Source organism: Brucella pecoris (assembly GCF_006376675.1).
Lineage (GTDB): Bacteria > Pseudomonadota > Alphaproteobacteria > Rhizobiales > Rhizobiaceae > Brucella > Brucella pecoris.
Genome location: NZ_VEWK01000007.1, coordinates 234,636 through 253,058, shown reverse-complemented (window position 1 = coordinate 253,058; position 18,423 = coordinate 234,636). Strand labels below are relative to the sequence as shown.

Genomic DNA, 18,423 nt, shown 5'->3' with positions numbered 1-18,423 from the left:
AGAAGCTCCGCTTCGCTATCCGTGAAGGTGGCCGCACCGTCGGTGCAGGCATCGTCGCTTCGATCATCGAGTAATGAAGGTTTGTGCTGGAACGCTCGCTCCAGAGCGAGCGTTTCCGCGTAACAAGGAACAGATGAAATGAACGGTCAAAACATCCGCATTCGCCTTAAGGCGTTTGATCATCGGATCCTTGACGCTTCGACGCGGGAAATCGTGTCGACTGCCAAGCGTACCGGTGCAAATGTGCGCGGACCGATCCCGCTTCCGACGCGGATCGAGAAGTTCACGGTTAACCGGTCGCCGCACATCGACAAGAAGAGCCGCGAACAGTTTGAGATGCGTACGCACAAGCGTCTTCTCGATATCGTAGACCCAACCCCGCAGACTGTAGATGCTTTGATGAAGCTCGATCTGTCTGCAGGTGTTGATGTCGAAATCAAGCTTTAATCGGCTTGAGGACGGAAGGAACGAACCCGATGCGTTCAGGTGTTATTGCACAGAAGCTGGGCATGACCCGCGTCTATAACGACGCCGGCGAGCATGTGCCGGTGACGGTTCTCCGCATGGAGAATTGCCACGTGGTAGCTCAGCGTACAGTTGAAAAGAACGGTTACACGGCTGTTCAGCTTGGCGTTGGTATTGCCAAGGTAAAGAACACGTCCAAGGCTATGCGCGGTCATTTCGCGAAGGCCGAGGTCGAGCCAAAGGCGAAGGTCGCGGAATTCCGCGTTTCGCCGGACAACCTCCTCGAAGTCGGCGCTGAAATCACCGCCGAACACTTCGTCGCCGGCCAGAAGGTCGACGTGACGGGTACTTCGATCGGTAAAGGCTTTGCCGGTGTTATGAAGCGTCATAACTTCGCCGGTCATCGCGCTTCCCACGGTAACTCCGTTACCCACCGCGCTCACGGCTCGACCGGTCAGCGTCAGGACCCGGGTAAGGTGTTCAAGGGCAAGAAGATGGCTGGTCACATGGGCCAGACCCGCGTAACCACGCAGAATATTGAAGTTGTCTCGACGGACACTGATCGCGGCCTCATTCTGGTTCGCGGTGCGGTTCCGGGCTCCAAGGGTGCCTGGATTATCGTGCGCGACGCGGTCAAGGTCTCGCTGCCTGAGAACGCGCCGAAGCCGGCCGCTCTGCGTGCAGGTGCCGCGAAGGCTGAAGCAGTCGCGACTGAGGGAGCCGAATAATGGATCTCACGATTACCACTCTTGAAGGCAAGGATGCCGGCAAGGTCAAGCTGAACGAAGAAATCTTCGGCCTCGACCCGCGTGACGACATTCTTCAGCGCGTTGTGCGCTGGCAGTTGGCTCGCCGCCAGCAGGGCTCCCATAAGGCACAGGGCCGTGGCGACGTAAGCCGCACCGGCGCCAAGATGTACAAGCAGAAGGGTACGGGCCGTGCTCGTCACCATTCGGCTCGCGCACCGCAGTTCCGCGGCGGTGGTCAGGCTCACGGACCGGTTATCCGTTCGCACGACCACGATCTGCCGAAGAAGGTTCGCGCTCTTGGCCTGCGTCATGCCCTGTCTGCAAAGGCTAAGGCATCCGACCTGATCATCATCGATGATCTGGCAGCAACGGAAGCCAAGACGAAGCAGCTTGTTTCGCAGTTCGCCAAGCTCGGTCTTGAAAATGCACTGCTTATCGGCGGTGCAGAGATCGACGTGAACTTCCAGCGTGCGGCTTCAAACATCCCGAACATCGATGTTCTGCCAGTGCAGGGCATCAATGTTTACGACATCCTTCGCCGCGGCAAGCTCGTGCTTTCCAAGGCGGCTGTCGAAGCCCTGGAAGCTCGTTTCATGGGGAGCGTTTCAAATGACTGATCTTCGCCATTACGACGTGATCGTCAGCCCGGTTATCACCGAGAAGTCCACCATGGTTTCCGAACATAACCAGGTTGTCTTCAACGTAGCCCGCAAGGCAACGAAGCCGGAAATCAAGGCTGCAGTCGAAGCGCTGTTCGGCGTCAAGGTTACCGCAGTCAACACTGCAGTGCGCAAGGGTAAGGTTAAGCGGTTCCGCGGCCTTATCGGGCGCCAGAGCGACGTCAAGAAAGCGATCGTTACTTTGGCCGAAGGCCAGAGCATCGACGTTTCGACCGGTCTCTGAGAGGCCATGGAGTAAGAGACAATGGCACTCAAGCATTTTAATCCGATCACGCCGAGCCAGCGTCAGCTGGTCATCGTGGACCGTTCGGAACTCTACAAGGGCAAGCCGGTCAAGTCCCTGACCGAAGGTCTGTCCAAGAAGGGTGGCCGTAACAACACCGGTCGTATCACTGTCCGCTTTCAGGGCGGCGGTCACAAGCGTTCGTACCGTTTCGTCGACTTCAAGCGTCGCAAGCTTGACGTCGTCGGCACTGTCGAACGTCTGGAATACGATCCGAACCGCACCGCGTTCATCGCGCTGATCCGTTACGAAGACGGTGAACTGGCATACATCCTGGCTCCGCAGCGTCTTGCTGTTGGCGACAAGGTTGTTGCGGGCAACTCCGTCGACGTGAAGCCGGGCAACGCAATGCCGCTCGCTTCCATGCCGGTTGGCACGATCGTTCACAACGTTGAGCTGAAGCCAGGCAAGGGCGGTCAGGTTGCTCGCTCGGCTGGCACCTACGCTCAGCTCGTCGGTCGCGATCAGGGCATGGCTATTCTGCGTCTTAACTCGGGTGAACAGCGTCTGGTTCCAGGTGCCTGCTTCGCTTCGGTCGGTGCAGTGTCTAACCCGGACCACGGCAATATCAACGACGGCAAAGCCGGTCGTTCGGTATGGCGTGGCAAGCGTCCGCACGTTCGCGGTGTTGCAATGAACCCGGTCGATCACCCGCATGGTGGTGGTGAAGGTCGTACCTCGGGTGGTCGTCACCCTGTCACTCCGTGGGGCAAGCCTACGAAGGGCAAGAAGACGCGCTCGAACAAGGCGACTGACAAGTTCATCATGCGTTCGCGCCATCAGCGCAAGAAGTAAGAGAGGTAGTCTGAAGTGGCTCGTTCAGTTTGGAAAGGTCCGTTTATCGACGGCTATCTTCTCAAGAAGGCTGAGAAGGTACGCGAAGGCGGTCGTAATGAAGTTATCAAGATGTGGAGCCGCCGCTCCACCATCCTGCCGCAGTTTGTCGGTCTGACTTTCGGCGTCTACAACGGCAACAAGCATGTGCCGGTGTCGATTTCGGAAGAAATGGTCGGACACAAGTTCGGTGAATTCGCGCCTACACGTACCTACTACGGTCATGGCGCGGACAAGAAGTCAAAGAGGAAGTAACGATGGGCAAGGCCAAGGCTCCCCGCCAGCTTAAGGATAACGAGGCGAAAGCCGTCGCCCGTACGCTCCGCGTCAGCCCGCAGAAGCTTAATCTTGTCGCGAGCATGATTCGCGGCAAGAAAGTGAATGCGGCACTTGCCGATCTGACGTTCTCGCGCAAGCGGATCGCCGATACGGTTAAGAAGACGCTTGAGTCGGCGATTGCAAACGCTGAAAACAATCACGACCTCGACGTCGATGCTCTGATCGTCGCCGAAGCCTATGTCGGCAAGTCGATCGTCATGAAGCGCTTCCATGTCCGCGGACGTGGTAAGGCCAGCCGCATCGAGAAGCCGTTTTCGCATCTCACCATTGTTGTCCGCGAAGTCGCGGAAAAAGGGGAGGCCGCATAATGGGTCAGAAGATTAATCCGATCGGTCTTCGTCTCGGCATCAACCGCACCTGGGATTCGCGTTGGTACGCGAATACCGGTGAGTACGGCAAACTGCTGCATGAAGATGTCAAGATCCGCGAGTTCCTTAATAAAGAACTCAAGCAGGCTGCGATCTCCAAGATCGTGATTGAGCGTCCGCACAAGAAGTGCCGCGTGACGATCCATTCGGCTCGTCCGGGCATCATCATCGGCAAGAAGGGTGCAGACATCGAAAAGCTCCGCAAGAAGCTTTCCGAGATGACCAATGCCGATACGTCGCTCAACATCGTTGAAGTTCGCAAGCCGGAAATCGACGCTACCCTGGTCGCTCAATCGATCGCTCAGCAGCTCGAACGCCGTGTGGCATTCCGTCGCGCCATGAAGCGTGCCGTTCAGTCGGCAATGCGTCTTGGAGCCGAAGGTATCCGTATCAACTGCTCGGGTCGTCTGGGTGGTGCGGAAATCGCTCGCATGGAATGGTACCGTGAAGGTCGCGTTCCGCTTCATACGCTGCGCGCCGATATTGATTACGGCACGGCAGAAGCGAAGACCGCTTATGGTATCTGCGGCGTGAAGGTCTGGGTCTTCAAGGGCGAAATCCTTGAACACGATCCGATGGCTTCCGAGCGTCGTGCGGTCGAGGGTGACAATCAGGGTTCCTCGTCGAACCGCCGCCGCGAAAACGCTTAAAAAGCGGGCCGCGGGCGAGAAATTTGGAGTAGAGAACAATGATGCAGCCTAAGCGCACCAAGTTCCGCAAGCAGTTCAAGGGCCGTATTCACGGCAACTCGAAAGGCGGCACGGATCTGAATTTCGGTGCATTCGGTTTGAAGGCCGTTGAGCCGGAACGCGTCACTGCACGTCAGATCGAAGCGGCCCGCCGCGCGATCACCCGTCACATGAAGCGTGCCGGTCGTGTATGGATCCGCATCTTCCCTGACCTGCCGGTAACTTCGAAGCCTACTGAAGTCCGTATGGGTAAAGGTAAGGGTTCGGTTGACTACTGGGCGTGCCGTGTGGCACCAGGTCGCGTAATGTTTGAGCTTGACGGCGTACCCGAAGATGTGGCACGCGAAGCCCTCAGACTCGGCGCCGCAAAGTTGCCGATCAAGACGCGCTTTATCCAGCGCATTGCTGAATAAGAGAGAGGCAACTATGAAAGCCGCAGACGTTCGGGCGAAGAGCCTCGATCAACTGAGTGACGAGCTGGGCACCCTGAAGAAAGAGCAGTTCAATCTGCGCTTTCAGAAGGCCACCGGCCAGCTCGAAAAAACCGCGCGCGTGAAGCAGGTTCGCCGCGACATCGCGCGTATTAAGACTATTGCCCGCCAGAAGGCGGCCGCAAGCAAGGCATAAGGAAGAATATAATGCCTAAACGCGTTCTGCAGGGCGTTGTCGTCAGCGACAAGAATGATAAGACTGTTGTGGTCAAGGTTGAGCGCCGCTATTCGCATCCGCTCCTCCAGAAGACCGTGCGTCAGTCTAAGAAGTACAAAGCGCATGACGAAAACAACCAGTTCAAGATTGGTGATCTCGTTTCCATTCAGGAATCGGCTCCAATCTCGAAGGACAAACGCTGGGTCGTTCTGACGAACGAAGCAGCAGGCTAAATTATAAACACGCAGCTTAGGTAGGGCAGGAGCCCTTAACCAGCTGAGAGGAAAGAAGGCGGCCAGTCATGATTCAGATGCAAACAAACCTCGACGTGGCGGATAACTCCGGCGCACGTCGTGTCATGTGCATCAAGGTGCTGGGCGGCTCGAAGCGGCGTTACGCTTCCGTTGGCGACATCATTGTGGTGTCGATCAAGGAAGCTATTCCGCGCGGCCGCGTCAAAAAGGGTGACGTGATGAAGGCGGTTGTTGTACGCACCGCCAAGGATATCCGTCGTCCGGACGGCAGCGTTATTCGTTTCGATAACAATGCAGCCGTTCTCATCGATAACAAGAAAGAGCCGATCGGCACGCGTATCTTCGGACCGGTTCCGCGCGAACTTCGCGCAAAGAACCACATGAAGATCATCTCGCTGGCCCCGGAAGTTCTGTAAGGAAGCAAGACGATGCAGAAGATTCGCAAAGGCGACAGCGTTGTCGTGCTGTCCGGTAAGGACAAGGGCCGTAAGGGCGAAGTTCTCAAGGTTATGCCGAAGGACGAGCAGGCGCTCGTTCGCGGTATCAATATTGTGAAGCGTCATCAGCGTCAGACCCAGACCCAGGAAGCCGGCATTATCTCTAAGGAAGCGCCGATTCACCTGTCCAACCTGGCAATTGCTGATCCCAAGGACGGCAAGCCGACACGCGTCGGTTTCCGCGTTGAGGATGGCAAGAAGGTTCGTGTCGCAAAACGTTCTGGAGCGCTGATCGATGGCTGAAGCTAAGGCACTTCCCCGCTTCAAGAAGCTTTACAACGAAAACATTCGTAAGGCTCTGCTTGAAGAATTCAAATATGACAACGAGATGCAGATTCCACGCATCAGCAAAGTTGTCCTCAACATGGGCGTTGGCGAAGCCACAGGCGACTCCAAGAAGCCGGCGATTGCCGCCGAAGACCTTGGCTTGATTGCCGGTCAAAAGGCTGTTATCACCCGCGCTCGTAACTCGATCGCAACGTTCAAGTTGCGTGAAGGCATGCCAATCGGTACGAAGGTCACTCTTCGCCAGGACCGCATGTACGAATTCCTTGATCGTTTCATCACGATTGCTCTTCCGCGTGTCCGCGACTTTCGTGGCCTGAACCCGAAGAGTTTTGACGGACGTGGCAACTATGCCATGGGCATCAAGGAGCACATCGTGTTTCCGGAAATCAACTACGATAAGGTTGATCAAATCTGGGGCATGGACATCATCGTTTGCACGACCGCCAAGTCGGATGATGAAGCGCGCGCTCTTCTGCGTGCATTCAACTTCCCCTTCCGGCAGTAACGGCAAGCGTAGCGAGGTATATTAATATGGCCAAGACTAGCGCAGTCGAAAAAAACAAGCGCCGCGAAAAGTTGGTTAAGCGTCACGCTGGCAAGCGTGCACGCCTGAAGGCGATCGTAATGGATCAGGGCCTTCCGCTGGAGGAGCGCTTCCGCGCCACTATCCGGCTTGCCGAACTGCCGCGCAATTCATCGAAGGTTCGTATTCGCAATCGTTGCGAAGTGTCGGGCCGTCCGCGTGGTTATTACCGTAAACTGAAGATGTCGCGTATTGCGCTCCGTCAGTTGGGTTCGCTCGGTCAGATCCCGGGCATCGTCAAGTCGAGCTGGTAAGGAGTAGCATATGTCTGTGTCAGATCCTCTCGGCGATATGCTGACCCGTATCCGCAACGCAGTAGGCCGCAAGAAGACCAAGGTTACGACCCCGGCTTCGAAGCTACGCGCTCGCGTTCTCGATGTTCTTCAGTCTGAAGGTTACATCCGCGGTTACTCGCAGAGCGAATTCGTGAACGGCAAGGCCGAGATCGAAATCGAGCTGAAGTACTATGAAGGTGTTCCGGTTATCCGTGAGATCAGCCGCGTATCGAAGCCTGGCCGTCGCGTTTACGTGTCGGTTAAGTCGATCCCGCAGGTCGCGAACGGCCTCGGCATCTCGATCCTCTCCACGCCGAAGGGCGTTATGGCGGATCATGAAGCCCGTGAACAAAACGTTGGTGGTGAGCTGCTCTGCCGCATCTTCTGATGCGGTTGACAGCGAACAGATAAAAGACAGGTATTAAAATGTCTCGTATCGGTAAAAAACCCGTGCCGGTCCCGGCGGGCGTGACCGCCAGTGTTGATGGGCAGATCGTCAAGGCTAAGGGCGCGAAGGGTGAACTCTCCTTCGTCGTGCACGATGAAGTTCTGGTCAAGATGGAAGAAGGCGCTATCAGCGTTGATCCACGCGACCAGTCGAAAGAAGCTCGTTCGAAGTGGGGTATGTCCCGCACGATGATCTCCAACATTTTTGTTGGCGTGAAGGACGGCTTTGAAAAGAAGCTCGAAATCAGCGGCGTCGGTTACCGTGCTGCCATGCAGGGCAAGAACCTGCAGCTTTCGCTCGGCTTCAGCCACGAAGTGGTCTACGACGTGCCTGCTGGCATCACTGTTGCTGTTCCGAAGCCGACGGAAATCGTCGTCACCGGCATCGACAAGCAGCAGGTCGGTCAGGTCGCGGCTGAGATCCGCGAATATCGCGGCCCCGAGCCTTACAAGGGCAAGGGCGTCAAGTATGCTGGCGAGAAAATCGTCCGCAAAGAAGGCAAGAAGAAGTAAGGGAAGCGCGTCATGGCATCGCCAAAAGAAACTTTGCAGCGTCGCGCTGCTCGTGTACGCCGTCAGGTCAAGGCTGTCGCAAACGGCCGTCCGCGTCTCAGCGTGCATCGCTCTTCCAAGAACATCTACGTTCAGGTTATCGACGACGTTCGCGGTGTTACCATCGCGGCTGCTTCGACCCTGGATGGCGACCTGAAGGGCAAGCTCAAGACCGGTGCCGACTCCGCAGCAGCCGCTGCGGTTGGTAAGCTGGTTGCTGAGCGCGCCGTTAAAGCAGGCGTCAGCGAAGTAGTGTTCGACCGTGGTGCATTCATTTACCACGGCCGTGTGAAGGCTCTCGCCGAAGCTGCCCGCGAAGGCGGACTGAGCTTCTAATAATTTTGTGCTTCCGGAAAATAATAAAGGAATAGGATATGGCACAGAGAGAACGTAACCGCGAAGATCGCGGTCGTGAGGAGCGCGACAGCGAATTCGTCGATAAGCTCGTTCACATCAATCGCGTTGCTAAGGTTGTTAAGGGTGGTCGTCGCTTCGGTTTCGCTGCGCTCGTCGTAGTTGGAGACCAGAAGGGTCGCGTAGGCTTCGGTCATGGCAAGGCTCGTGAAGTGCCTGAAGCTATCCGCAAGGCCACAGAAGCTGCCAAGCGCGATATGATTTTCGTACCGCTGCGTTCGGGCCGTACTCTGCATCACGATGTGCAGGGTCGTCACGGCGCTGGCAAGGTTCTGCTTCGTGCAGCTCCTGCTGGTAAGGGTATCATCGCCGGTGGTCCGATGCGTGCAGTGTTCGAAACGCTCGGCGTTCAGGACGTTGTTGCCAAGTCTCTCGGCTCGTCGAACCCATACAACATGGTTCGTGCGACTTTCGATGCTCTGAAGCATCAGATGCATCCGAAGGACATCGCTGCACAGCGCGGCATCAAGTACTCGACCCTTCAGGCTCGCCGCCATGATGTGGTCGGTTCGGAAGAATAGCCGATAGTTTGTGCCAGTCCGGTGCAATGGCACCGGATACGCCATAGACAAGGGATTTGAGTGATGGCTGAGAAGAAGGGTAAGACGGTTACGGTCGAACAGATCGGAAGCCCTATCCGTCGTCCAGCCGAACAGCGTGCAACGCTGATCGGACTCGGACTTAACAAAATGCACCGCCGCCGCACGCTGGAGGATACTCCTTCGGTTCGCGGTATGATCGCCAAGGTTCAGCATCTCGTCCGCATCGTGGACGAGGCCTGATAACGCAGGGGATAGAGATATGAAACTCAACGATCTGCGTGACAAGCCAGGTTCGGTCAAAGAACGCAAGCGCGTTGGCCGTGGTATCGGCTCGGGCACCGGCAAGACCGCTGGCCGCGGCGTCAAGGGTCAGAAGTCCCGTTCGGGCGTCGCGATCAATGGCTTCGAAGGCGGCCAGATGCCAATCTACCGCCGTCTGCCGAAGCGCGGCTTCACCAACATCTTCGCAAAGAGCTTCAATGTTGTGTCGCTCGGCCGTGTTCAGGCCGCTATCGACGCAGGCAAGCTCGACGCCAAGGCTGTTGTGAACCTCGATTCGCTGAAAGCTGCCGGCGTGATTCGCCGCGCCAAGGACGGTGTCCGTATCCTTTCGGACGGCGAACTGAAGGCAAAGGTTGCCTTTGAGGTAGCCGGTGCTTCCAAGGCTGCGGTCGAAAAGATCGAAAAGGCTGGCGGTAGCATCAAGCTTCCTGAAGTCGCTGCCGAATAAGGCTTCGATACAAAAATAAAAAGCGGCGGCCTTAGTGCCGCCGCTTGCACATTTATGCCAATGCGCATATCTGGGTAGGGTCTTTTTAGTCTCGGTGCGCGACCAGTGAGGATTGCGTAAACGAGGGCGGAGGACCGGAGACTTTTCACCGGAGAAATTTAATGGCATCGGCTGCTGAACAGCTAGTTTCCAATCTCAATTTTTCGGCTTTCTCGAAGGCAGAAGAACTCAAGAAGCGCATCTGGTTTACGCTGGGTGCTTTGCTCGTATACCGGTTCGGCACCTATATTCCGCTTCCCGGCATCAATCCTGACGCGCTTGCGCAGGCTTTCCAGCAGCATAGCCAGGGTGTGCTCGGACTTTTCAACATGTTTGCCGGTGGCGCTGTCGGTCGTATGGCCATTTTTGCGCTCGGCATTATGCCCTACATCTCTGCTTCCATTATCGTGCAGCTCATGACGTCGGTTGTTCCGTCGCTTGAAGCGCTGAAGAAGGAAGGCGAGGCGGGTCGCAAGATCATCAATCAATACACGCGTTACGGCACAGTGCTTCTGGCACTGGTCCAGGCCTACGCGATTTCTGTCGGTTTGCAATCTGGTAATGGCATCGTTACCAATCCTGGGCCTTTCTTCGTCGTCTCATCGGTGATTACTCTTGTTGGTGGCACGATGTTCCTGATGTGGCTCGGCGAACAGATCACGGCACGTGGTATCGGTAACGGCATTTCGCTGATTATCTTCTCCGGCATCGTGGCTAACCTGCCGCATGCTATTTCCGGCACACTGGAACTTGGCCGTACCGGCGCTCTGTCGACGGGCTTGATTCTGGGCGTTATCATTCTTGCAATCGTGCTGATTGCGGTCATCGTTTTCGTGGAACGCGCGCAGCGCCGCCTTCTGATCCAGTATCCGAAGCGTCAGGTTGGCAACCGCATGTTCCAGGGCGATACTTCGCATCTGCCGCTCAAGCTGAACACTGCTGGTGTTATCCCTCCGATCTTTGCTTCGTCGCTTCTGCTTTTGCCAGCGACTGTTGCAGGTTTCGCAAATACGGCTGAAATGCCGGCTTGGGGTACCACTATTCTCAATGCGCTCGGTCATGGTCAGCCGCTTTACATGCTGTTCTATGCTGGGTTGATGGCATTCTTCTGCTTCTTCTATACGGCCATTGTGTTCAATCCCAAGGACACCGCTGACCAGCTCAAGAAGCACTCCGGCTTTATTCCGGGCATTCGTCCGGGTGAGCGTACCGCCGAATACATAGACTATGTGCTGACACGTATCACTGTTGTCGGCGCCATCTATATCGTGCTTGTCTGTCTCCTGCCGGAATTCCTGATTTCCGCAACCGGTGTGCCGTTCTATCTTGGTGGCACCTCGCTGCTGATCGTTGTGAGCGTGACGCTCGATACGGTTGCGCAAATTCAGGGACATCTGATCGCCCATCAGTATGAAGGGCTGATCAAGAAGTCCAAACTCAGAGGTGGGAAACGCAATAAATGAGACTGATACTTCTTGGGCCGCCCGGAGCAGGTAAGGGGACGCAGGCTGGACTTCTTACCAAGAAGCATGGAATTCCTCAGCTCTCGACCGGAGATATGCTGCGTGCAGCAGTCGCCCAGCAGAGCGAGATCGGGAAGCGCGCCAAGGCCGTGATGGATGCGGGGCAGTTGGTTTCCGACGAGATTGTAAACCAGATCGTATCGGAGCGTATAGATGCTCCAGACTGCACGAATGGCTTCATCCTCGACGGTTATCCGCGCACGGTGCCGCAAGCTCAGGCTCTGGGAACGATGTTGGCGGGGAAGGGCCTCAAGCTTGATGCAGTCATCGAGCTGAAGGTCGATGAGAATGCTCTGGTCAAGCGGATGGAAAGCCGCGTGGCTGAAACGATTGCCAAGGGTGGTCAAGTTCGTTCAGACGACAATCCTGAAGCTTTCCGCAAGCGTCTCGTGGAATATCGCGAAAAGACCGCGCCGCTTTCCAGCTATTATGCCGGAACCGGCGAACTTCGCGTCATCAATGGTATGGCGCCAGTTGAAGAAGTGACCGCGGAAATCGAGAGAATTCTTGTTCCAGCCTGATTGGCCGGTATGAGAGATGAAGGGGCTTGAACAAGCCTCATCCCATTGCGGGCAGGGAAAGCGTGAAGCGTTTTCTGCCCGTTTATTGCTTCCAAAAGTCGACTGAATTGTCTGTCAGCCCTGTTTCATGGCTTTACGGACAGTTAATAGTTGACTTTTCAAGGCGATTCCGTCAAAGACTGCGCCACTTCAACTGGTTTTGAATGGCAGGTAGCGGCGGAAATCGAAAGAGGCCGGTACCGGTCGTTTATTGCTGTCTGGTTGATCGCATCTGCCAGATGGATTTTTATAACTCAAGGAGAACAGACGTGGCACGTATCGCTGGCGTCAACATCCCGACGAACAAGCGCGTTGTTATTGCGCTTCAGTACATTCACGGGATCGGACCGAAATTTGCTCGGGAAATCGTAACGAAGGTTGGCATTGCCGACGATCGTCGCATTAACCAGCTAACGGATGCTGAAGTCCTTCAGATCCGCGAAGCAATCGATGCTGACTACCGGGTCGAAGGTGACCTGCGTCGTGAAGTTTCGATGAACATCAAGCGCCTGATGGACCTTGGCTGCTACCGCGGTCTGCGTCATCGTCGTTCGCTGCCGGTTCGCGGTCAGCGCACGCATACCAACGCACGTACCCGCAAGGGTCCGGCGAAGGCAATCGCAGGCAAGAAGAAGTAATTTCGACGGAACGAATGTTCCGTCGAGCCTTTCCGGTGCGCCGGTTGGGTTTGATACTGGTCCTTTCTTGAGGGCCGGTGTAGCCGCTGGAATTACGGCGGTGTAGAGATCGATTGAAAGGACTGTCATGGCCAAGGAAGCCACGCGCGTTCGCCGTCGCGAGCGTAAAAACATCTCGTCGGGCGTAGCCCATGTAAATTCGACGTTCAACAACACGATGATCACCATCACGGATGCTCAGGGCAATGCGATTGCCTGGTCGTCTGCCGGTGCTCAGGGTTTCAAGGGTTCGCGTAAGTCGACCCCGTTTGCCGCTCAGATCGCTGCCGAAGATTGCGCCAAGAAGGCCCAGGAACACGGCATGCGCTCCCTCGAAGTCGAGGTTTGCGGACCGGGTTCTGGCCGTGAATCTGCGCTGCGCGCCCTTCAGGCCGCCGGCTTTGTGATCACGTCGATCCGCGATGTTACGCCGATCCCGCACAACGGTTGCCGTCCGCGCAAGAAGCGCCGGGTCTAATCCTCGTTCACATGCCGTATGAGCCTCGGGCTTTTCAAGTTCGGGGCTCCTCTGCGGTTTCTTCACTTGATCGCTACGATAGGATGGTAGCGACGAATGATAGAGGGATACTTACATGATCCAGAAGAACTGGCAGGAACTTATCAAGCCGAACAAGGTGGATTTCATCACCAACGGCTCTCGCACGCATGCAACCGTCGTTGCTGAACCGCTGGAACGCGGCTTCGGTCTGACGCTCGGCAATGCTCTGCGTCGCGTACTTCTGTCGTCGCTTCGCGGCGCTGCCGTGACCGCCATTCAGATCGATGGCGTTCTACATGAATTCTCTTCGATCCCTGGCGTCCGCGAAGACACCACGGATATCGTTCTGAACGTCAAGGAAATCGCCATCCGTATGGAAGGCGAGGGCCCGAAGCGCATGGTCGTCCGCAAGGAAGGCCCAGGCGTCGTTACGGCTGGCGACATTCAGACTGTCGGCGATGTCGAGATCCTCAATCCGGATCACGTCATCTGCACGCTGGACGAAGGCGCTGAAATCCGCATGGAATTCACCGTCAACACCGGCAAGGGCTATGTGCCTGCCGACCGCAACCGTGCGGAAGATGCACCAATCGGTCTTATTCCGGTTGACAGCCTCTATTCTCCGGTTCGCAAGGTGTCGTACAAAATTGAGAACACCCGTGAAGGTCAGGTTCTCGATTATGACAAGCTGACGCTGAACATCGAGACAAACGGCTCGGTTACGGGTGAAGACGCAGTGGCATATGCTGCTCGTATTCTCCAGGACCAACTGGCGATCTTCGTCAACTTCGAAGAGCCTCAGAAGGAAGCTCCGCAGGAACAGGTTGCGGAACTCGCTTTCAATCCGGCTCTACTCAAGAAAGTCGACGAACTCGAACTGTCTGTCCGTTCGGCAAACTGCCTGAAGAACGACAACATCGTCTACATCGGCGATCTGATCCAGAAGACGGAAGCCGAGATGCTGCGGACTCCGAATTTCGGCCGCAAGTCGCTCAATGAGATCAAGGAAGTTCTGGCATCGATGGGTCTCCATCTTGGTATGGAAATCCCGTCCTGGCCGCCGGAAAATATCGAAGATCTCGCAAAGCGCTACGAAGACCAATATTAAGACCGGCAATCCGGCTAGAACTAATTAAGGAGAAGGCTCATGCGTCACGGTAACGGATACCGTAAGCTGAACCGCACTGCCTCGCACCGCAAGGCGATGTTCGCCAACATGGCTGCTTCGCTTATCGAACACGAGCAGATTGTGACGACGCTTCCGAAAGCTAAGGAAATTCGCCCGATCGTTGAAAAGCTTGTCACGCTCGGCAAGCGCGGCGATCTGCATGCCCGCCGTCAGGCTATCTCGGCTATTCGCGACGTTAAGCTCGTTGCAAAGCTGTTTGATACGCTGGCTACTCGTTATGCGACCCGCAACGGTGGCTATATCCGCATCATGAAGGCTGGCTTCCGCGCTGGCGACAATGCGCCTCTGGCAGTTGTTGAATTCGTGGAACGCGACGTTGATGCAAAGGGCAAGGCTGACCGCGCCCGCGTCGAAGCTGAACAGGCTGCTGAAGCAGAAGCAGCATAATCTGCTGATTGCTGATTATTGAAAAAGGGCCGCCTTGTGCGGCCCTTTTTGTTTGTGCTCGCCGTATTCCCGGTCGTTTGGGTGCGGGCGGTTCACGAAAAATTGCCGGTTTGCTCTCCAAGGTCACAATGTGGCCCTTTATCCTTGCCCTCAGTTGACTACATTCAAGACCGAGTCTTGCATGCTTTCCCGGAAGCGGCAGTAAGCTTGATAAGCGCGGAGTATGTGCATGAATTGGCGACGTTTAGGTGTATTGGGTGTTATAGTGGCATCGATCGGACTGGCTGTACCGTCCGCTATGGCGCAGGATGCGCCGGCGACGCCTTCTAAAGAAGTGCCGCTCAGCCGCGGTGATATGCAACTTTCCTTCGCTCCTCTCGTGAAAGAGACGACACCCGCCGTTGTGAATGTCTATGCGGCGCGTCAGGTTCAGGCACGTTCGCCATTCGCCGGTGATCCGTTCTTTGAACAGTTTTTCGGACGGCAGTTCGGAGAAAGCAAACCACGCATCCAGCAGTCGCTCGGCTCCGGCGTGATCGTCGACAGTTCAGGCATCGTCGTGACGAACAATCACGTCATCAAGGATGCGGATGAAATCAAGGTCGCCTTGTCGGACGGGCGCGAGTTTGAAAGCAAGTTGCTTCTCCGCGACGAAACCACAGACCTTGCAGTTCTCAAAATCGAAGCCAAGGACAAGTTTCCAGTGCTGGGCCTCGGCAATTCCGATGAAGTCGAAGTCGGTGATCTGGTGCTCGCCATCGGCAATCCGTTTGGAGTCGGACAGACCGTGACGAGCGGCATTGTGTCGGCGCAATCACGTACACAGGTTGGCATTTCCGATTTCGATTTCTTCATACAGACGGATGCGGCCATCAATCCAGGTAACTCGGGTGGTGCATTGATCGATATGCGCGGGCGCCTGATCGGTATCAACACCGCTATCTATTCTCGCTCTGGCGGCTCCGTCGGCATTGGCTTCGCGATTCCGTCCAATATGGTTCGCGCCGTTGTGGAAGCTGCACAAAATGGCAGCAAAAGTTTCGAGCGGCCTTATATCGGCGCGACGTTTCAGGGCGTGACCGCCGATCTGGCCGAAGGCCTTGGCATGGAGAAACCCTATGGGGCTTTGATTACGGCAATTGCAAAGGGCGGACCGGCAGAGGCGGCAGGTCTGAAGATCGGCGATGTGGTTCTGTCCGTTCAGGGCGTTCGCGTCGACAATCAGGATGTGCTTGGTTACCGTCTGTCGACGGCCGGCATTGGTAATACCGTCTCGGTTGAAATCATGAGGGATGGAAAAAATCTGACCATTCCCGTGAAGCTCTCCAAAGCGCCTGAAGTCAAGGAAACTGCGCCGCAAGTAATCAAGGGTGATAATCCTTTCGCCGGTGCTGCTGTGCTTGAGTTGACACCTTCGTCCGCAGCAAAGCTGCGTCTCAAGCGCGATAGCCAGGGGGTAGCAGTTGTCGACGTCTATTCCGGCTCGCCTGCGGCGCGGCTTGGGTTGCGTCCCGGTGATATTGTTCGCAGCATCAACGGGAACTCTATCCGCACAGTAGACGATATGACTGCAATTCTGGACGCGGGACGGGGTCTCGCCTGGCGGCTTGAGGTGGAACGTAACGGAACGCTGTTGCGTCAGTTCGTGCGTTAAAATTGGTGCCGACATATCGCCAAAAGTTGCATGCCGCTTCGGGTAGCATTATGCCTGAAGCGGCATTTAATTTATCGATCGAGCGAATGAAATGAGCGACCTTTTTTCAGCCGCGGCTGATCCCAATGCGGACCGCAACCGGCCGCTCGCTGACCGCCTGCGTCCGAAGCATTTGTCTGAAGTGACCGGTCAGGAGCATTTGACCGGTCCTGAAGGCGTGCTAACGCGCATGATTGCATCGGGTTCCCTCGGTTCCATGATCTTCTGGGGGCCTCCCGGTACCGGCAAGACGACCGTTGCCCGCCTGCTTGCCGGGGAGACCGATCTCGCGTTCGAACAGATTTCCGCGATCTTCTCCGGCGTTGCCGATCTCAAGAAGGTTTTCGAAGCTGCCCGTGCGCGGCGAATGTCGGGACGGCAAACACTGCTTTTCGTGGACGAAATTCATCGCTTCAATCGTGCGCAACAGGATTCGTTTCTGCCGGTTATGGAAGATGGCACTGTTATTCTGATCGGCGCCACGACGGAAAATCCATCTTTCGAGCTCAATGCCGCTCTGCTATCCCGGGCGAGGGTGCTGACTTTTCATCCACATGATGGCGAGAGCATTGCAACGCTTCTGACTCGCGCCGAGGAGCAGGAAGAGCGACCCTTGCCGCTGGACGATGAAGCGCGGGCAAGTCTTATTCGTATGGCCGATGGCGACGGGCGCGCCGCACTGACCCTTGCAGAGGAAGTCTGGCGCGCGGCCCGCCCCGAAGAAGTGTTTACAGCAGAAAAACTGCAGGACGTGGTTCAACGCCGCGCTCCTGTGTATGACAAGGGGCAGGACGGGCACTACAATCTGATTTCAGCTCTGCATAAGTCTGTACGGGGATCGGATCCCGATGCGGCGCTTTATTATCTTTCCCGAATGTTTGATGCAGGCGAGGACCCGTTATATCTCGGGCGACGGCTCGTGCGTATGGCGGTCGAAGATATTGGTCTTGCCGATCCGCAGGCATTGGCCATCTGCAACGCTGCGAAGGATGCATATGACTATCTTGGTTCGCCGGAAGGCGAGCTGGCGCTGGCACAGGCCTGTGTTTATCTAGCGACGGCACCAAAATCGAACGCGGTCTATGTCGCCTATAAAGCTTCAATGCGCGCAGCGAAGGAAAACGGTTCACTTCTACCACCGAAGCATATTCTCAACGCTCCGACTAAGCTTATGAAGAATGAGGGTTATGGCGACGGCTATGCCTATGACCATGATCAGCCTGATGCGTTTTCAGGCCAGGACTATTTTCCGGAAAGTATGGGCAGGCAGAAATTCTATGATCCACCGGAGCGAGGTTTCGAGCGGGATATTCGCAAGCGTCTGGAATATTGGGCGCGGTTGCGGCAGGAGCGCCAGGGAAAGCGTTAACGCTTAGAGCGGTTCTATTTCAGCGGAATCGCTCTAACCATTTGTTTTCAGCTGGTTTCGAGCACTGGGAATGCGCTATCCCCATAGTTATCCACATTCATCCACAGTTTGGACCGCTTGCGCCCCAACAGCAGCTTTTGTTTTTTCTTCACGCGAGTTTGAAGCGGCTGGGAACCGTCGGCCCATCGTTAGAAAGGTCTTCTTAATCTTTACATTTTATCAATCTTTGCGAAGAGACGAGGTTTTCCATGATGCGCGTTTTGTTTCTCGTCGCGCTCGTGATCCTAGGAGGCTGCGCGACCGCCCCACGGCAGGTCAACAATGTGTGTGCGGTCTTCGATCAACGCGACGGTTGGTTCAATAACTGGCAGACGGCTGCGACTCGAGTTTCACGCGAGTTCGGTGTGCCGGTTCCGGTTCTGATGGCCACAATCTATACTGAATCCGGCTTCCAGCCCTATGCGCGTCCGCCGCGCACGAAGATTCTCTGGATTATTCCGTGGAAGCGGGCTTCCAGTGCTTATGGCTATTCGCAGGCACTGAACGGCACCTGGGATCGTTACAAGCAGGAAACAGGCCGCTGGACGGCATCGCGCACCAATTTTGCTGACGCTATTCATTTCATTGGCTGGTATCACCATCAAAGCTATCTGAAGAATGGTATCAATCGCGCCGATGCCTACAGTCTTTATCTCGCTTACTATTCGGGCCACGGCGGTTATGCTCGTGGTGCCTGGCGCGGGAATGCCACGGCGCTCAACGGCGCAAAACGGGCCCAATCCATGGCCAATCGTTACGCCACGCAGTTGCGCAGTTGCGGAGGCATCGGCTAAAAAGCGAAAGACCGGAT

General features: G+C 56.0%; 31 protein-coding genes. All 31 read left to right on the top strand.

Annotated elements, in window-relative coordinates:
* The coding region (locus tag FIB18_RS14950) for an EF-Tu C-terminal domain-related protein (RefSeq protein ID WP_140021467.1) at positions 1–74 on the top strand (74 nt) is incomplete at its 5' end.
* 64 nt (positions 75–138) lie between these two features.
* Positions 139–447, top strand: coding sequence for a 30S ribosomal protein S10 (gene rpsJ, locus FIB18_RS14945; protein ID WP_002964363.1), 309 nt, complete (start codon positions 139–141; stop codon positions 445–447).
* Between the two features lie 29 nt (positions 448–476).
* The gene (gene rplC, locus FIB18_RS14940; RefSeq protein ID WP_105542087.1) at positions 477–1,193 is read left to right on the top strand and encodes a 50S ribosomal protein L3; all 717 of its coding nucleotides are present in this window, start codon (positions 477–479) and stop codon (positions 1,191–1,193) included.
* Positions 1,193–1,831 (top strand): 50S ribosomal protein L4, encoded by a 639-nt coding sequence (gene rplD, locus FIB18_RS14935; protein ID WP_105542086.1) that lies wholly within the window; start codon positions 1,193–1,195, stop codon positions 1,829–1,831. Before rplC ends, rplD begins: the two co-directional genes overlap by 1 nt.
* A complete protein-coding gene (locus FIB18_RS14930) occupies positions 1,824–2,117 on the top strand; it encodes a 50S ribosomal protein L23 (RefSeq protein WP_006467028.1) in 294 nt (97 codons plus the stop codon). Before rplD ends, FIB18_RS14930 begins: the two co-directional genes overlap by 8 nt.
* A 21-nt stretch (positions 2,118–2,138) precedes the next feature.
* A complete protein-coding gene (gene rplB / locus FIB18_RS14925; RefSeq protein ID WP_140021455.1) occupies positions 2,139–2,972 on the top strand; it encodes a 50S ribosomal protein L2 in 834 nt (277 codons plus the stop codon).
* Positions 2,973–2,987: 15 nt separating this feature from the next.
* Positions 2,988–3,266, top strand: coding sequence for a 30S ribosomal protein S19 (gene rpsS / locus FIB18_RS14920; RefSeq protein WP_105542083.1), 279 nt, complete (start codon positions 2,988–2,990; stop codon positions 3,264–3,266).
* Between the two features lie 2 nt (positions 3,267–3,268).
* Positions 3,269–3,658, top strand: coding sequence for a 50S ribosomal protein L22 (rplV, locus tag FIB18_RS14915; protein ID WP_078340774.1), 390 nt, complete (start codon positions 3,269–3,271; stop codon positions 3,656–3,658).
* Positions 3,658–4,368, top strand: coding sequence for a 30S ribosomal protein S3 (gene rpsC, locus FIB18_RS14910; protein WP_140021454.1), 711 nt, complete (start codon positions 3,658–3,660; stop codon positions 4,366–4,368). Before rplV ends, rpsC begins: the two co-directional genes overlap by 1 nt.
* Before the next feature lie 38 nt (positions 4,369–4,406).
* On the top strand, positions 4,407–4,820 hold the full coding sequence (gene rplP, locus FIB18_RS14905) for a 50S ribosomal protein L16 (protein WP_006467023.1): 414 nt from the start codon (positions 4,407–4,409) through the stop codon (positions 4,818–4,820).
* Positions 4,821–4,833: 13 nt separating this feature from the next.
* On the top strand, positions 4,834–5,034 hold the full coding sequence (gene rpmC / locus FIB18_RS14900) for a 50S ribosomal protein L29 (RefSeq protein WP_140021453.1): 201 nt from the start codon (positions 4,834–4,836) through the stop codon (positions 5,032–5,034).
* Positions 5,035–5,045: 11 nt separating this feature from the next.
* Positions 5,046–5,288, top strand: coding sequence for a 30S ribosomal protein S17 (gene rpsQ, locus FIB18_RS14895; RefSeq protein WP_140021452.1), 243 nt, complete (start codon positions 5,046–5,048; stop codon positions 5,286–5,288).
* A 68-nt stretch (positions 5,289–5,356) separates the two neighbouring features.
* Positions 5,357–5,725 (top strand): 50S ribosomal protein L14, encoded by a 369-nt coding sequence (gene rplN, locus FIB18_RS14890; protein ID WP_004683923.1) that lies wholly within the window; start codon positions 5,357–5,359, stop codon positions 5,723–5,725.
* A gap of 12 nt (positions 5,726–5,737) precedes the next feature.
* Positions 5,738–6,049, top strand: coding sequence for a 50S ribosomal protein L24 (gene rplX / locus FIB18_RS14885; protein WP_006467020.1), 312 nt, complete (start codon positions 5,738–5,740; stop codon positions 6,047–6,049).
* Positions 6,042–6,599, top strand: a complete 558-nt coding sequence (gene rplE, locus FIB18_RS14880; protein WP_140021451.1) for a 50S ribosomal protein L5 — start codon at positions 6,042–6,044, stop codon at positions 6,597–6,599. The genes rplX and rplE overlap by 8 nt, the downstream gene beginning before the upstream one ends.
* A gap of 26 nt (positions 6,600–6,625) precedes the next feature.
* A complete protein-coding gene (gene rpsN / locus FIB18_RS14875; RefSeq protein WP_104756407.1) occupies positions 6,626–6,931 on the top strand; it encodes a 30S ribosomal protein S14 in 306 nt (101 codons plus the stop codon).
* Positions 6,932–6,941: 10 nt separating this feature from the next.
* Complete coding sequence (rpsH, locus tag FIB18_RS14870; protein ID WP_078340781.1) at positions 6,942–7,340, top strand: 30S ribosomal protein S8; 399 nt, start codon at positions 6,942–6,944, stop codon at positions 7,338–7,340.
* A 38-nt stretch (positions 7,341–7,378) separates the two neighbouring features.
* Entirely contained in the window at positions 7,379–7,912 is a 534-nt protein-coding gene (gene rplF / locus FIB18_RS14865; protein WP_105542079.1) for a 50S ribosomal protein L6, read from the top strand.
* A gap of 12 nt (positions 7,913–7,924) precedes the next feature.
* The gene (gene rplR, locus FIB18_RS14860; protein ID WP_010659924.1) at positions 7,925–8,287 is read left to right on the top strand and encodes a 50S ribosomal protein L18; all 363 of its coding nucleotides are present in this window, start codon (positions 7,925–7,927) and stop codon (positions 8,285–8,287) included.
* Between the two features lie 38 nt (positions 8,288–8,325).
* Positions 8,326–8,886, top strand: coding sequence for a 30S ribosomal protein S5 (gene rpsE, locus FIB18_RS14855; RefSeq protein ID WP_024897023.1), 561 nt, complete (start codon positions 8,326–8,328; stop codon positions 8,884–8,886).
* 63 nt (positions 8,887–8,949) lie between these two features.
* Complete coding sequence (gene rpmD, locus FIB18_RS14850) at positions 8,950–9,147, top strand: 50S ribosomal protein L30 (RefSeq protein ID WP_078340784.1); 198 nt, start codon at positions 8,950–8,952, stop codon at positions 9,145–9,147.
* A gap of 19 nt (positions 9,148–9,166) precedes the next feature.
* A complete protein-coding gene (gene rplO, locus FIB18_RS14845) occupies positions 9,167–9,637 on the top strand; it encodes a 50S ribosomal protein L15 (RefSeq protein WP_140021450.1) in 471 nt (156 codons plus the stop codon).
* Positions 9,638–9,798: 161 nt separating this feature from the next.
* A complete protein-coding gene (gene secY / locus FIB18_RS14840; RefSeq protein WP_105542077.1) occupies positions 9,799–11,139 on the top strand; it encodes a preprotein translocase subunit SecY in 1,341 nt (446 codons plus the stop codon).
* Entirely contained in the window at positions 11,136–11,720 is a 585-nt protein-coding gene (locus FIB18_RS14835; RefSeq protein ID WP_140021449.1) for an adenylate kinase, read from the top strand. Before secY ends, FIB18_RS14835 begins: the two co-directional genes overlap by 4 nt.
* 308 nt (positions 11,721–12,028) lie before the next feature.
* Positions 12,029–12,397, top strand: coding sequence for a 30S ribosomal protein S13 (gene rpsM / locus FIB18_RS14830; protein ID WP_140021448.1), 369 nt, complete (start codon positions 12,029–12,031; stop codon positions 12,395–12,397).
* Between the two features lie 127 nt (positions 12,398–12,524).
* Positions 12,525–12,914 (top strand): 30S ribosomal protein S11, encoded by a 390-nt coding sequence (rpsK, locus tag FIB18_RS14825; RefSeq protein ID WP_002964339.1) that lies wholly within the window; start codon positions 12,525–12,527, stop codon positions 12,912–12,914.
* Between the two features lie 115 nt (positions 12,915–13,029).
* Entirely contained in the window at positions 13,030–14,043 is a 1,014-nt protein-coding gene (locus FIB18_RS14820; protein ID WP_105542074.1) for a DNA-directed RNA polymerase subunit alpha, read from the top strand.
* Between the two features lie 39 nt (positions 14,044–14,082).
* A complete protein-coding gene (rplQ, locus tag FIB18_RS14815; RefSeq protein ID WP_140021447.1) occupies positions 14,083–14,511 on the top strand; it encodes a 50S ribosomal protein L17 in 429 nt (142 codons plus the stop codon).
* Between the two features lie 229 nt (positions 14,512–14,740).
* Positions 14,741–16,165: a DegQ family serine endoprotease gene (locus FIB18_RS14810; protein WP_140021446.1), complete on the top strand. Its 1,425-nt coding sequence runs from the start codon at positions 14,741–14,743 to the stop codon at positions 16,163–16,165.
* Between the two features lie 91 nt (positions 16,166–16,256).
* Positions 16,257–17,573, top strand: coding sequence for a replication-associated recombination protein A (locus FIB18_RS14805; RefSeq protein WP_140021445.1), 1,317 nt, complete (start codon positions 16,257–16,259; stop codon positions 17,571–17,573).
* A gap of 248 nt (positions 17,574–17,821) precedes the next feature.
* Positions 17,822–18,406: a transglycosylase SLT domain-containing protein gene (locus tag FIB18_RS14800; protein WP_140021444.1), complete on the top strand. Its 585-nt coding sequence runs from the start codon at positions 17,822–17,824 to the stop codon at positions 18,404–18,406.
* The last annotated feature ends 17 nt before the right edge of the window (positions 18,407–18,423 follow it).